General features: G+C 32.6%; 9 protein-coding genes. 2 read left to right on the forward strand and 7 right to left on the reverse strand.

Annotated elements, in window-relative coordinates; genetic code table 11:
* Positions 1-214: 214 nt before the first annotated feature.
* Positions 215-2,992: a triple tyrosine motif-containing protein gene (locus ACTF54_RS10280; protein ID WP_438969286.1), complete on the reverse strand. Its 2,778-nt coding sequence runs from the start codon at positions 2,990-2,992 to the stop codon at positions 215-217.
* A gap of 133 nt (positions 2,993-3,125) precedes the next feature.
* Entirely contained in the window at positions 3,126-3,893 is a 768-nt protein-coding gene (locus ACTF54_RS10285) for an exonuclease domain-containing protein (protein WP_347196147.1), read from the reverse strand.
* 337 nt (positions 3,894-4,230) lie between these two features.
* On the opposite strand from ACTF54_RS10285, the gene ACTF54_RS10290 reads away from it, so the two are divergent.
* Positions 4,231-4,413, forward strand: coding sequence for a hypothetical protein (locus tag ACTF54_RS10290; protein WP_438969287.1), 183 nt, complete (start codon positions 4,231-4,233; stop codon positions 4,411-4,413).
* On the opposite strand, the gene ACTF54_RS10295 is transcribed toward ACTF54_RS10290, so the two are convergent.
* The 5 genes from ACTF54_RS10295 to typA all read right to left on the reverse strand — a co-directional run bounded on the left by ACTF54_RS10295 (position 4,410) and on the right by typA (position 10,357).
* A complete protein-coding gene (locus ACTF54_RS10295) occupies positions 4,410-5,714 on the reverse strand; it encodes an O-antigen translocase (RefSeq protein WP_438969288.1) in 1,305 nt (434 codons plus the stop codon). The genes ACTF54_RS10290 and ACTF54_RS10295 overlap by 4 nt on opposite strands.
* Complete coding sequence (locus tag ACTF54_RS10300; RefSeq protein WP_438969314.1) at positions 5,715-6,812, reverse strand: DegT/DnrJ/EryC1/StrS family aminotransferase; 1,098 nt, start codon at positions 6,810-6,812, stop codon at positions 5,715-5,717.
* 53 nt (positions 6,813-6,865) lie between these two features.
* Complete coding sequence (locus ACTF54_RS10305; RefSeq protein ID WP_438969289.1) at positions 6,866-7,165, reverse strand: hypothetical protein; 300 nt, start codon at positions 7,163-7,165, stop codon at positions 6,866-6,868.
* Positions 7,166-7,434: 269 nt separating this feature from the next.
* Positions 7,435-8,364: a hypothetical protein gene (locus tag ACTF54_RS10310; protein WP_438969290.1), complete on the reverse strand. Its 930-nt coding sequence runs from the start codon at positions 8,362-8,364 to the stop codon at positions 7,435-7,437.
* 187 nt (positions 8,365-8,551) lie between these two features.
* Positions 8,552-10,357, reverse strand: a complete 1,806-nt coding sequence (gene typA, locus ACTF54_RS10315) for a translational GTPase TypA (protein ID WP_347201981.1) — start codon at positions 10,355-10,357, stop codon at positions 8,552-8,554.
* A 588-nt stretch (positions 10,358-10,945) separates the two neighbouring features.
* On the opposite strand from typA, the gene cas9 reads away from it, so the two are divergent.
* Positions 10,946-15,175, forward strand: coding sequence for a type II CRISPR RNA-guided endonuclease Cas9 (cas9, locus tag ACTF54_RS10320; RefSeq protein ID WP_438969291.1), 4,230 nt, complete (start codon positions 10,946-10,948; stop codon positions 15,173-15,175).

Raw genomic sequence — 15,175 nt, forward strand, 5'->3', positions numbered from 1 at the left:
AAATATAGCCGTAATGAAATTTTATGAACTGAAAATGGACTACAACAAAAATCATACACAGTGTTAAAAAAACACTTTTATATCAAAAGAGAAATAAAAAAACACATTCAACTGATTTTTAACACTTTAAAAAAACAATAACGTATAAAAAATCACTTTGATTTACTAATTGATGTAGGGATGTTGAGTTATATGAATAAAAAATATGCGAGATCTAAATCTCAACAATGTAACTTGTGAGACTTTCTTCTCTAGACAGAGCTAGTTTTTTTCGCAAACGATATCGTTTAATCTCGACACTTCTAGGTGAAATATTCAATAAAGGAGCTATTTCTTTTGAAGAGAGGTTCAGTCTTAAATATACACATAACCTTAAATCACCTGAACTTAATGTAGGATGTAATTCCTTAATTTTCTTAAAAAAATCTTTATCTGCATTATTGAAAGCTTCTTCAAAAGTCAACCAGTCTTGTTTGCTATTCAAATTCTTATCTAGCATCTTCTTCAACGATTTAGACTCTTCGGATTTGGGAAGGTTATCAAGTTCTTCCTTAAGCTCGTTAAGCGTTTCATTTTTCTTTATCATAGCCATTGTAGAAATTGCTAACTCTTTATTTCTATGTTCTATATCACTTCTTAATTTAGCATTACGTAATTCAACTAAATTCTTTTCGTTGGTCATGTTCTTAAGTTCTAACTCCTTCTGCTGCTTTTGCAACGCAAGTTCTTTTTGTTTCTTAAAATACCAGATATAAAAAACATTGAGGACTATTATAAGTAACACCAATAAGATAACATAAAATATAATGGCTAAATTAGTTAAGTAATAAGGTCTAAGGATTGTAAAACTGAGTGAATCAATATTATCAGATTCAATGGTATTGACCCTTGATTTTACTTCGAATGTGTAATCGCCGTAAGACAAATTTTTAAATTCAATACTATTTGATTTACTCCATGAGCTCCATTCTTCATTTTGCCCTAGTAGCCTATATTGGAACTCTACCGTACTTAAAGTTTGATAAAATGGAGAAGAGTAACTTATTTGTAAATGATTGCCCTGATAAGGAATTTCAGAAGGTGTAATTAAACTAAGATTAGAAACTTCATTTTTGTCTATTCGATCAAAACTATTGATATAGACTTTATGGCTTTTTGTATAATCGTAATTTTGATCTAAGGTAGTGTAACCGTAAGAAGTTCCAATCAAATACTTTTTAGGACCTACCTTAGTTAAATTCTCATATCCAATCTTTTCTTTCCTAAGCTCATAACTAAGAGGAATGCTTTCTATATTATACTTCCCATTAATGTCTTCTATATTAATTTTATGAATATTTTCTGATGTAAACAACCATAGATACCCATCGTTTTTAATAAAAGTACCTGATGTATATTGATCATTTGCAACAAGTTTAGTTAACTCTTCGTCCTTAATAAAATCGTCGCTAGAATCAGTATTTACATAAATTTCACCACGCTTTGAAAAAAACAATTCCCCTTTGAAATCTATAATATCAGAGGCAATGCCTTTACCTAATGTGACTACTTTATCCAGTTTCACAAGTTTTTCAAATCGATCATCTAACTTAATTTTAAAAACTCCTTTATATTCATGATTAACATAAACTTGATCTTCAAAAGCTACTATTCCTTTGGAACTAATATCAAAACCTTCTATTTTATTACTAAATATCCACTCATCATTTTGTAATTTTAAGATTTGCAACCCTCTATAAGTTCCTGCAAGTAATTTATCTGGATGATTAGGAAGCTTTTCTAATTGCCATGTGCCTATGGTCTTATTCAATTTCTCTGCATTCGTATCATTTAAAATAAATACACCTAAGTGATGCGTACAAAAAATAGTTCCGTTAATTTCACTTATAGACCAAACTTGACCTTCTGTCCCATCAATAAACTTAAAATTTTCATCATTATCTTGTTTGTAAAACAAACCTTGATTTGTACCTATATATAAAATATCATTTGATTGATAAGATGCATAAACAGTTCCTAAATTTCCGTTCTTGTCGCTGTATATTTTATAAGGCGAGTCTATATTTATAGAGCTAATTCCATTATCTAAAGCAAACCAAACATTTTTAGCACTATCCTCAAATACAAACAAGCAGGTATTGTTTACTAATCCATCTGCTTGATTTAAGGAGTAATTAATTTCTCCTTTTAGATTCATAGAAATAACTCCATTGGCAATTGTACCCAGTAATAAGCTATTATCACTTAAAAGCGCAGCACTGTAAACAGTTACTTTCTCTTTAAATTGAGAAGTAGCGACTTGTGTCACATTACCATTATCATAAATATAAATATCAGCATCTTGTGTGATTAAATAAATTTGAGTACCAAATTCAAACATCAAAACAATCGTTTCATTAACAAAAAAATCAGAATACCCTTTTAACTGAGGCTTTTTATTGATGACTTGAAACAAACCTTCTCCTAATACATGATAGTAGTAAGAATCACCAACTTGAAAAAGTTTATTGATTTCCGATTGTTTTGCTATTTGGGTAACTTTTTCAGACTTAACATCAAAAGAATAGATATGTGAAAGGGACTGAAAAAGAACGTAATCATTTTTAACAATAATATTCCAAAACTGCTCATCCTCTTGAAGTTCAAAATTTGAAGTCTCGATTATAGAGGTATAACTTAACTGGCCAGTATCCGTGCGTGTCCAAAACCCAAAATCCATATAACAGCCAGTATATATGCGATCATCTTTAACTTTAACTGATCGCATGATACTCTCATTAGGAGTTTTGTATAAGTTCCATTGAGATCCGTTGTATTCCAGCAGTCCTTTATTATTAGCTACGTAAATAAAATGGTCCTCTGATTCTGACACCATCCAGTTTTGGTTACCAGCATTATAGTCAGATGGTTCATAATTATTAATCGGTGGCAACTCTTGACCATTAACAAAAAAGGATAAAAAGAAAATAAAAAAGTAGTGTTGTGTTTTCAAGAGAAATCATTTGAACCAAATATAGCTAAAAATAACACATCAAAATCATTACATAAATCAAACTATAAAAACGTAAGCATCATGTAAACACATATTTATAATCACGAACAGCTTCTACAACCTCAACAATAATCTAACTATTAAAACCTCTCAGCTTTATGGCTGTTAGTACTTTCTTAGTATAAAGAGGGAAATCTGCATTTTGAATCCAGCTATAGTAACCTGGTTCTTTTTCTAAAACATCTACTATACGTTTGCCCTTATGCTTTCCAAAATTAAAACATTCTTCTCCTGCTTCATTAAAAGCTAACATACCAGCAAAATCAACCGGCTTTCTACGAGTAGAAAATTCTGCAAGGGATTTCATATCATTATCTAGATTATCATAACGATCTAATTGACCTTTCAACACCTCATAGGTAGCAATCGTATCTGCCTCAGCACTGTGAGCATCGGTAAGATCTTTATCACAATAAAATTTGTACGCTGCAACTAGTGTACGTTGCTCCATTTTATGAAAAATGTTTTGTACATCAATAGCATTGCGATTGCCCATATCAAAATCTACTCCTGCACGCAACATCTCTTCTGCAAGTAAAGGAATGTCAAACCTATTAGAATTGAAACCTGCCAGATCAGAATCTTTGATGATATTGTGCACTTCATGTGCTCTTTCTTTAAAGGTAGGCTCGTCTTTAACCATATCATCAGTGATACCATGAACTTCAGTAGTTGCAGCTGGTATAGGTACTGTAGGATTCACTTTAAACGTATAGGTTTTTTCGTCTCCATTAGGAAAAACCTTGTGTATAGAAATCTCAACTATTCTATCTTTAGAAATATTTACACCGGTAGTTTCTAGGTCAAAAAAGCAAATAGGTCTGTTTAAGTTTAGTTTCATAATGATGTGGATAAGTATTAAATGAATCTGCTTTCGCGAAAGCGGAACAACCACCAACAGCAAAAAGAGAAATTTACTAATTTTACAAATATAAGTTGGTGCGAACTAGCGAGGCATAAAATTTGAAAGCATTTATAAAAATAGTGCTATGAAGTTCACAAGTTTTATTCTCTTGCTTCTTTTCATTTCTCCCGATCAAAGTATGCAACCAGGCATAGATATTACTATCCGTAAAAAAAAGAAGTATTGTATATGTTGCAGAGAATACTACTGATAAAGATCTAGATCATTTTTTAGAGTAAACAGTAAGGCTATTAGAGAACGTGCAGACCGACGGATGAATAAAACTATTCCAGCTAAAACTAAAGTGGGTCTTCTAGAAATGATTCCATTGAAAAATGCTGAAACGACGTATACCTTTATGGCAATTATAACCGAAAAAGATAACCGTCTTAATTTAAAAAAATCAGACACTGTTATCAAACAAGTTAGACGCACCGGCGTACCTGATAGCAATTAAATCAGTTGGTGTTTAGTAAAAAGTTCCTTACGCAATATGATAAGAAGTAGAACAAAATAAAATAAATAGTTACCTAAGTAAGCGATCACCACACCTTCTTCTTGATACAAAGGTATAAAGTATAAGGAGAATAAATAAAAGGAAAGAATGCTCAAAACTTCTGCAATGAGATAGCGCCATAAATCATTAACAGCTATAAACCTAAAAGCCATTACAGTAGTTATAATTTTGACAAAGTCACCAAGCAACTGCCATTTAAACATGGTAGTAGATGGCTCAAACTCTTCAGTAAAAAGAAATGATATAAGGAAATTCCTAGAGAGGTAAACGGCAATTAAACCGATGATTACCAGTGGCAAAATAGTTTTATAAAAATTTAAAATCGTAGATCGGTAATTAGAATAAGTTGTGTCTTTACTCAAACTAGGTAAAACATAAAGACTGATTAAACTAGTCACAAAAAGCATGTAATAACTAGAAATACGAACCACAGCTTCCCACCAGCCAGCAGCCTCATCACTAACCTCTGATCGTACATATTCTCTTACTAAAATATTCACTAGAGGTATCAATAAGGCACTTACTAATGCCATAATACTGTATTTAAACAACTGTCGACTTGTACGTCCATCAAAATGAAAGCCCAATAATTCTTTTAAATGTACCGGTTGATCATATTGAGATAACCAATAAAATAATGCTGCTGCACATTGAATTACAGGAACAAAAACTAAGGAATATAAAGCACCAGTTAAATTGTACTGATAAACTAGTCCTGCAGACATGGCAAACACTAAAATACTGATGATGATATTAAGTATGATAAATTTCTTATACCATTCAAATCCCTGCATCAAACTAGTGATGAAAATAAAAATCACATAAAACGGTAGTGAAAAAGCGATGAGCTTAAAAACTATTGAAAAATCAACATCTGTAGCAATAAGCTGTTGATCCAACCACGAAGCAGCAAAAAAAACAATAATTGCCGCAACACTACTTGCAGCAATACTCAATACCCAACTGGTATTAAAAACTTTTTTTAATTGAAGCGGCTGTTCTTGATATTGAGCTGTATTTTTAACTAAACCGTTCTCTAGTCCTAGCACAGAAAAGGTTAATAGTCCTTGCATAAAATTGCGCAAATTACCTAAAACACCCATTCCTGCAGCACCTACATAATTAGCCAGAATCCAGGACATGATGGCACCTGTTCCTATTTTAAGAAAAATATGAATAGAATTGAACCCAGCAACCTTGAGCAATAAATTTTTATTAAATTTATCTAGCAATCTTCTCATCTAGTAAGCATTAACAACTCTTACTATTTGTAACACTTCTTCATCTTTTAATAATGGATGACATGGTAAACTTACCTCGGTACGATGTAATTCTTCAGTAACTGGAAATGTAAGATGATTCAACTCCTTAAAGGCATTTTGTTTATGCGGTGGCACTTCATAATGGACACTTGTTCCTATCCCTTTATGATCTAGATAACTAACAAATACATTTCTATTTTTTACAAAAACAGGAAATACATGTACAGCACTATGATTTGTAAAATCATGAGATAATACGATTACTTTATCGTTATCAATGTGATCCAAGTAATAATTAGCAATCTCAACACGCCTTTTATTATCTGAATCTAGAAGTGGTAATCTATTTAATAAAAATCCAGCTTGCAATGGATCTAATCTAGAGTTGACTCCTATGACGCTATTTTTATAACGACTTTGCCTACCGTAATTAGCTATTTTGCGGCACATATTAGCCAGCTCCTTATCATTTGTGGTGATAGCTCCTGCATCACCTATGGCGCCCAAGTTTTTAGTAGGGTAAAAAGAAAAAGCACTTGCTCTTGCCAGGTTTCCCGATTTTACACCACAGGCATTTGTTGCTCCATGAGATTGTGCTGTGTCGCAATAGATTTTTTTTTGTTTCGCTTTCGCGAAAGCGTAGACCTCATCCTCAACCAGTTTACCATAAATGTCCACCACTATTATCGCATCATATTCTGATGTGATTTGTTGTAGAATATTTCCAGTTAAATTGAGCTGTTCTACATCTACCGGTATAGGTTGCATACCTGCATGAATGATACTCAAAAAAGTTGCGATATACGTATGCGCTGGCACCAATATTTTTGCATTAACAGGAAGATTTCCTAAGGCAATTTCTGCTTTCAAAATTATAGTTAACGCATCTAGACCATTTCCGGTTCCCACACAATGAACAGCACCACAATAAGAAGCAAATTCTTTCTCAAATCTAGTGACCCATTCACCACCTATAAATCTCCCAGAGGTATGAATTTCTTTGAAAGTTTTTAAGTCCTGCCGTGCAAACCTATCGTTTAAAGGTTTTAAATCTAAATATGGAATTTGCGTTTTTATTTTTAAATCATTTAGATACTATAGAATAACGAATATACAGCAACAAAACTAAGCTAACCAAAGACTTTTATAATGTCTTGTAAATTACCAGCAATTGCGATACCTGTCATGATTACTAAGAAAAAATTAATACCTATTCCCAAATACTTTTTCCAGTGATAATTTTCTTTGATACTCAAAATACTAAAGAAAAAACCCATTAGAATTGTAACAAAAAATAAGGTCATTAAATATCCAGTAATGTCGTTAATGTTGTTGTCTACAGTTCTTGTTGTTTGCGATAGAATGGTAAATACAACTAGTAAAACTGACGAGATTATCGCAAAATGAAAAGATCTTTTGGTATGCTTCATTTGTTAAAAGTATGTAGCAAAAATAATCGCTTTTTTGCTAAAAATTGATAACACTGGTTAACATTGCTTAACAAGCAATTAGTACCTTAAACTTCTTAATAGCTCTAAATTTGTACTATCATATTAAAAGAACTATTGTTTAGATTATTGAATTAGCCTTTAATTAATTATAAACTCCTCTGATATTATGAAAAAGAAAAATAAGTTAAGTTTGGTTGAATAACCGTCTTGAAATAAGTGTTTGATAGCTACTTATTAAAGGCGGTTTTTTATTTATAGGCTTTTTCTAGTCTTAACACTTCTTCCATTTCACTTCCTAACTGTTTTTTAAATCTATACAAACCTTCATTAATACTACCATCAGATGTATTAACTGGTCCTAGATCCATTACATGATATCCTATATGTTTATATTCTTTCATGGCTTCTATATAAATATAACCTACGGCATCTGTTTTCATCCCTGCAGGTGAACTGGCAGCATACTGTGACTTGATAACCTTACCCTTAATAAAAAACGTTATTCCTGCTAGTAATTCTTGATCGCTATAAACATTATGCTGGATGATATGATTAGGAAATCTAGATGCCAGTAATTCTATTTCTTCTAGACTATGCACAGGCATAGAATTATGACGTGCTCTTAAAGAAGGTACTAAGACTAATTCCCAAAAAGACTTAAAATCTGCACCTCTTTCTATTTTCAGGTTTTCAAATTTACCATTTCGGTAACCGATGCTTTTTTTTGAAGATATATTCAGGTTTGCTTTAAGATCGACAGACATATTGTGAAGTATTCGACCTATTTTGAAACCATTTTCTACTAATTTTGAAGATAGAATATAGTTATCTTTATGGTAATGTTGAGGTGTTAGATTAAATTCCGCTTTCGCGAAAGCGGAGTTATCCAAGTACTCTAAAACGGCAACTATAACTGCTCTAGTTTTATTTTCTAACACAACTGGAATACCATAAGTCAGACCTCGATGACTGTAAAAACAGTTTTCTTTTGTATGCGCAGGTACAATTCCTATCAATTGGTCCTCTTCATAAATCATCAAACTATGATCATCAAATCGATCGCTGTGATAATCCATAAAACTGCGATCAAAAAGAAATGTACCGTTGATAGACTTCTTTAAAAAAGCATTCCAATGGGTAGCATTTTCTGGTTGGTATTTTTTGATCGTAATACTCAAAAGATTTATTTGTTGTAAATATAAGAAGAAGGAAACATAAGCACTGGCAGGATTTCTAGAAAGCTTTTTATGACTGTTTACTATTATTCACACATTATTTCTAATCCTAAATTTTGCAGAAAAAAGTATTTCAAACAAAAAAGACCGTCAATTAAGACGGCCTTTTTAAATATAACATTATAAAATATTATCCTACTTGCTTTCCTGCACGTTTACGCATTCCTTCATCAAGAATGATTTTACGCAGTCTTAAGTGATTAGGCGTTACTTCTACATATTCATCTTTTTGTATGTATTCAAGAGCTTCTTCTAGAGTAAACTTTACTGGTGGAGCAATTTTTACTTTATCATCATTACCAGCACTACGTACGTTAGATAATTTCTTAGTCTTAGTAAGGTTAATCGCTAGATCATCTGGTCTAGAATTCTCTCCTACTACCTGACCACCATAAATCTCTTCACCTGGATAAATAAAGAATTTACCACGATCTTGTAATTTATCCATGGAATAAGGAATAGAAGTTCCTTTTTCCATAGAGATCATAGATCCATTGATACGTCCTGCTATCTCTCCTTTATATGGTTCAAAACCTACAAAACGGTGGTTCATAATCGCCTCTCCAGCAGTAGCTGTGATCAACTGATTACGTAAACCTATGATACCACGAGAAGGTATTTTAAATTCACAAATCATACGTTGCCCTTTAGGCGCCATACTAGTCATTTCACCTTTTCTAAGCGTTACCATTTCAACAGCTTTACCACTTACTTCTTCTGGTAAGTCAATGGTAAGCTCTTCAACAGGCTCACATTTAACACCATCAATTTCTTTAATGATTACTTGTGGCTGTCCTATTTGTAATTCATAACCTTCACGACGCATCGTTTCAATTAATACAGAAAGGTGCAATACACCACGACCGAAAACCATGAATTTATCTGCACTACCAGTATCGTGTACCTGTAAAGCAAGGTTTTTTTCTAATTCTTTAGTAAGACGGTCATTAATGTGTCTAGAGGTTACAAATTTACCATCCTTACCAAAGAATGGAGAATCGTTAATTGTAAACAACATACTCATTGTAGGCTCATCAATAGCAATAGTTTCCATCGCTTCTGGATTTTCAAAATCGGCAACACTATCGCCTATTTCAAAACCTTCTAGTCCTACAACAGCACAAATATCACCAGCCATTACTTCATCGGTTTTGGCCTTTCCCATTCCGTCAAAAACGTAAACTTCTTTTACTTTTGTTTTTTGGATAGTACCATCACGCTTACAAAGAGAAACATTTTGCCCTTCTTTTATAGAACCTCTTTTTACTCTACCTATCGCAATACGACCTGTATAGTTAGAAAAATCTAAAGAAGTAATCAATAATTGAGTAGTTCCTTCTTCCACTTTAGGAGCAGGAACATGCTCGATAACCATATCTAATAATGGCTCAATATCAGTAGTTTCATTCTTCCAGTCCTCAGACATCCAGTTATTCTTTGCACTACCATAAACGGTTGGGAAGTCTAGTTGCCATTCTTCAGCACCTAGTTCAAACATTAAATCAAAAACAGATTCATGCACCTCGTCAGGAGTACAATTTTCTTTATCTACTTTATTAACAACTACACAAGGCTTTAACCCAAGGTCGATCGCTTTTTGTAGTACAAAACGAGTTTGTGGCATAGGACCTTCAAATGCATCTACTAGAAGTAGTACACCATCTGCCATGTTCAATACACGTTCTACCTCACCACCAAAATCGGCGTGACCAGGAGTATCGATAATGTTAATCTTTGTTCCTTTGTACATTACTGAAACGTTCTTTGCAAGAATAGTAATCCCACGTTCACGTTCAATATCGTTGTTATCAAGTATTAAATCTCCGGTAGTTTCATTCTCACGGAAGGTTTCACAATGGTGTAAAATCTTGTCTACTAACGTAGTCTTACCGTGGTCTACGTGAGCAATAATCGCGATGTTTCTGATATCTTTCATAAAAAATAATGCTTCTAAGCGGCTGCAAAAGTACTCTTATTTATTGGTATTTAACGTTTTGTTACGTTAAATGATCGTTATGGCTTAAGTTATTGAGGTTGTGAGGTTTTAGTCTCTGAGCTGTGAGTTTGTGAGTTGTGAGTCGTTGAGATGTGAGTTTGTGAGCTTTTAAGTTTAAGTTTTGATTTTGTTTCTTGTTTCTTGTTTCTTTCTTCTTGACTCTTATTTCTTGTTTTTGATTATTAAAATTTCGCTTTCGCGAAAGTGTACCAAACACCTAGTAAATCAATCCAACTAAAGCCTTTCTAGACTATTCTCACTTTATCCTTTGAAGATTTTATATATTTTTTTCTGAGGAGTTGACCTGAAACAAGGTTCTTTTTCTTATTTTTAAAAACCCCTGAAAACTGCTTGCTTGACGTGAGTGGTTTTTGGGGTTTTTATTTTGAGAAAAATGAGGAGAAAAAATTGTACGAAAATATGAAAATGAAAAAAGCGACCCTTTCAGGCCGCTTTAAATGTTTTCACAACGGAATAATCCTTATTGTGAATTGCTTTCAGTGTTACGAAAATACATAGAATTAGATTATGAAAAAAATATTAGGACTAGATTTAGGGACAACATCCATAGGATGGGCACTTGTAAATGAGGCAACTGAAAAAGATGAGAGTTCATCTATTATAAAATTAGGCGTTAGAGTTAATCCTTTAACAGTAGATGAAAAAACGGACTTTGAAAAAGGAAGACCGTTGTCAACCAATGCCGATAGGACTTTAAAAAGAGCTGCTAGAAGAAATTTACAACGTTATAAATTGCGTAGAAAGAATCTTATCGATGTTCTGCTAAAAAACAAAATAATTGATGTTAATACTCAATTAACTGAAATAGGTAAAGGGACAACTCATCAAACTCTATCCTTAAGAGCTCAAGCAGCCACCAGTGAAATCTCATTAGAAGATTTCACAAAGGTATTAATAACAATAAACAAAAAGCGTGGCTACAAGAGTAGTAGAAAAACTGTTCAAGAGACTGATGGTGTAGCTATAGACGGAATGGACGTAGCTAAAAAGTTATATGATGAAAACTTAACTCCTGGTCAATATGTTTTATCACTGTTAAATAACGGTAAAAAATTCATTCCAGATTTTTATCGCTCAGATTTGCTAGCTGAATTTAAAAAAATCTGGAATTACCAAAAAAAATATTATAAGGAGATTCTAGAAGATTCATTATTTACAGAATTACAAGGAAAAAATAAAAACGCTACTTGGGCAATTTGTGAAATACCTTTTAATCTCGTAGGTATAAAACGTACTGGAAATTCATCTCAAAAGAAACTAGAGAACTATCAGTGGCGTGCAAAAGCGCTTTCAGAAAAATTAGATCTAGAACAACTCGTTATAGTTTTACAAGAAATAAACGGAGAACTTAATAGCAGTAGTGATTATTTAGGGAAAATATCTGACCGTAGTAAAGAATTGCATTTTGAGAATAAAACGGTAGGTCAGTATTTATATGATCAACTCAGCAAAAATCCAAATACCTCACTAAAAAACCAGGTGTTTTATAGACAAGACTATCTGGACGAGTTTGAAAAAATATGGGAAACACAAGCTAAATATCATGAAGTTCTATCACCGCAACTGAAGGAAAAAGTAAGAGATATAATCATCTTTTACCAGCGCAAAGTAAAATCTCAAAAAGGCCTATTAAGTTACTGTAAATTTGAAAGCTGGAAACAAGATTATATAGACACAGAAACTGGTAAAACTAAACAAAGAACCATAGGGAGAAAAGTTATTCCTAAATCTTCTCCTTTATTTCAACAGGCTAAAATCTGGCAAAACCTAAACAATCTTGAGTATTATAATGAGGAAGAAGGTAAATCCCTCATTGTTAAAGAACTAGATGAAGAAGTGAGGCAGTTATTATTTCAAGAACTTAATGTAAGAGGTAATTTATCTGCCACTGTATTATTAAAAATCATATCTAACTTCATTGATTTAGGAAAAGTTAGAAATTGGAAAAGTAACTATGATAAGACAAAAGATAGAGCTGCTCTTCCCATAGAAGGTAACCACACTAATTCTAAAATATTCAATGTACTTCAAACCATTTCTACAAATGAAGGTTATGGCATAGACTGGAGTAAAGCCACTGCAAGTAACATCCTTGAAGAACTAGAAAACACTCTACCGTTAATAGGAATCGACAAAGGCATTCTTCGATTTGACGCTTATATTGATAATTGGGATAAACAAGCATCATATCAATTATGGCACCTTCTTTACGCAACTGAAACAGACGATAAAATAACAGAATCTGACAGGCTCATCTATGGTAACGAAAGTGTTAACTTAAAAAAATCACTTCATCACAAATTTAGTTTTAAACCAGAGTATGCAAAGTTGATGGCATCAGTTGTCTTTACAGCAGATCATGGAAACCTATCTGCAAAGGCATTGAGAAAAATAATGCCATTTCTAGAAACAGGACATATTTATCCAGATGCTTGCAAAGAAGCAGGATACAACCACTCTCATAGTTTAACTAAAGAAGAGTTAGAAAATCGTAAATTAAAACCTCATCTCGATTTAATTAAGAAAAATAGCCTGCGCAATTCTGTTGTTGAAAAAATCCTCAATCAAATGGTAAATGTGGTTAACCAAGTGATTGAAACTTACGGGAAACCAGATGAAATAAGAATAGAACTGGCAAGAGAACTCAAAAAATCTGCAAAAGAAAGAGCAGATATGACCAAAGGGATTGCCGATGCTACAAAACGTAATGAAGATTTAAAAAAGTACATCACAAAAACATTTGGAATCCCTAACCCTACTAAAAATGATGTGGTACGCTATCGCTTATTTTTAGAACTAGAGAAGAATGGGTTTAAAGATATATTCCGTAATCAACCTATTAAACACGAAGATCTTTTTTCTAAAAAGATAGATATAGAACACATCATACCTAAAGCTTTAACTTATGATGATTCTTATTCTAATAAAACGCTTGCATTTAGAGAAGACAATCTTAAAAAAGCAGATCGTACTGCTATCGATTTCATAACAAATGAATATGCATCTAGTATTGAAAATTATACGCAACGTGTAGAAATGCTTTATAAAACCGGAGCAATAAGTAAGGCAAAACAGATAAAACTTTTACGCACTCAAAATGATATTCCAGATGGTTTTATCGAGAGAGATTTACGCAACAGTCAGTACATTGCAAAAAAAGCAAAGGACATGCTTTTTGAGGTATTTGAAAATGTACTTTCTACCAGTGGATCTGTAACTGATAGATTGCGCAAAGATTGGGATTTAATCAATGTAATGAAAGAACTCAATCTTCCTAAATATCGTGCTTTAGGACTTACAAAGTTCGAAGAGCGGTTAGACCTTGGGTCTGGAAATATGAAGAAATATGAAGTCATAAAAGACTGGTCTAAACGGAATGACCATAGACATCATGCTATGGATGCGTTAACTGTAGCGTTTACCACTCGCAATCATGTTCAATACATCAATAATTACAACGCAAGACGTAATGAAAAAAGTGACCATCATCCCATTATTAAAAACATTGAAAAACAAATCACTACGGTAAACAATAATGGTAAACGTGTATTTATAAAACCCTTACCTCGCTTCCGCAAAAGCGCAAAAAAACACATTGAAGATATCCTTATCAGTTTTAAGAATAAAAATAAGGTCGTTACCTGGAATGTGAATACCACCAAGGGCAAGGATGGATCTATTCATAAAAAAAGGCAGCAAACTCCTAGAGGGCAACTACACAAAGAAACTATTTATGGAAAATCTAAAAGAATTCTAGATAAAAAAACCAAGTTAAACAAGAAGTTCACTCTTAATGATGCTCAACTGATAGTAAATACTGAAATTAAAAAATCAGTACTTAAACATCTAGAATTACATCATAACAAACCAGAAATCGCCTTCGACATAAAAACTCTAAAAAACCTACCTCTAATTTATAAGGATGAACCAGTTAAGGAAGTGCAATGTTTTGAGGAAATATACACGATAAGAAAAGACGTAAATCCAGATAATTTTAAAACCGAAAAACTATTAGAAAAAATTGTAGATGGAAATATCCGTAGGTTATTAATAAAACGTTTTCTAGATTGTGGTGGCGATGCTAAAAAAGCATTTTCTGACCTTGACAAAAATCCTATTTGGCTGCATGAAGAAAAACAAATAGCTATTAAAAGAGTTACGATTACTGGAGTGAGTAATGCAGAATCTTTACATCACAAGAAAGATCATTTAGGCAATGACATTCTCGATGAATCAGAAAATCAAATACCAGTAGACTTCGTAAGTACGGGAAATAATCATCATGTGGCGATTTACAAAAGTCCAGATGGAAATTTAGATGAAGAAGTGGTTTCTTTTTATGAAGCTGTAGTTAGAAAAAACAATAATGAATCTATCGTTAGAAGTACTAACCCTGAAGGCTGGGAATTGTTATTTAGTTTAAAGCAAAATGAAATGTTTGTTTTTCCAGATGAAGATTTTAAATTAGACAAATTAGACCTTAAACGTATGGAGAATATGAATGTAATTAGTCCATATCTATTTTATGTTCAATCAATATCCATTGTTAAGTATGGTAATAATGTAATAAGAGATTTTATTTTCAGACATCATCTTGACGCTTCCCCTAAGGGAAATACAAACCTTAAAAACATAACGTATTTCCACATTAAATCACTCAATGATGAGAAGTTACATAATTGTGTAAAAGTGAGGATGAATCACTTAGGTCAAATCGTTCAAATAGGAGAATATTAA

Source organism: Nonlabens sp., assembly GCF_965657255.1.
Lineage (GTDB): Bacteria > Bacteroidota > Bacteroidia > Flavobacteriales > Flavobacteriaceae > Nonlabens.

What these genes read in the sequence shown, in the direction of transcription:
- ACTF54_RS10290 (WP_438969287.1), top strand. Translation starts at nt 4,231, where the DNA reads ATGAATAAAACTATTCCAGCTAAAACTAAAGTGGGTCTTCTAGAAATG.
- cas9 (WP_438969291.1), top strand. Translation starts at nt 10,946, where the DNA reads ATGAAAAAAATATTAGGACTAGATTTAGGGACAACATCCATAGGATGG.
- ACTF54_RS10295 (WP_438969288.1), bottom strand. Translation starts at nt 5,714, where the DNA reads ATGAGAAGATTGCTAGATAAATTTAATAAAAATTTATTGCTCAAGGTT.
- typA (WP_347201981.1), bottom strand. Translation starts at nt 10,357, where the DNA reads ATGAAAGATATCAGAAACATCGCGATTATTGCTCACGTAGACCACGGT.
- ACTF54_RS10305 (WP_438969289.1), bottom strand. Translation starts at nt 7,165, where the DNA reads ATGAAGCATACCAAAAGATCTTTTCATTTTGCGATAATCTCGTCAGTT.
- ACTF54_RS10285 (WP_347196147.1), bottom strand. Translation starts at nt 3,893, where the DNA reads ATGAAACTAAACTTAAACAGACCTATTTGCTTTTTTGACCTAGAAACT.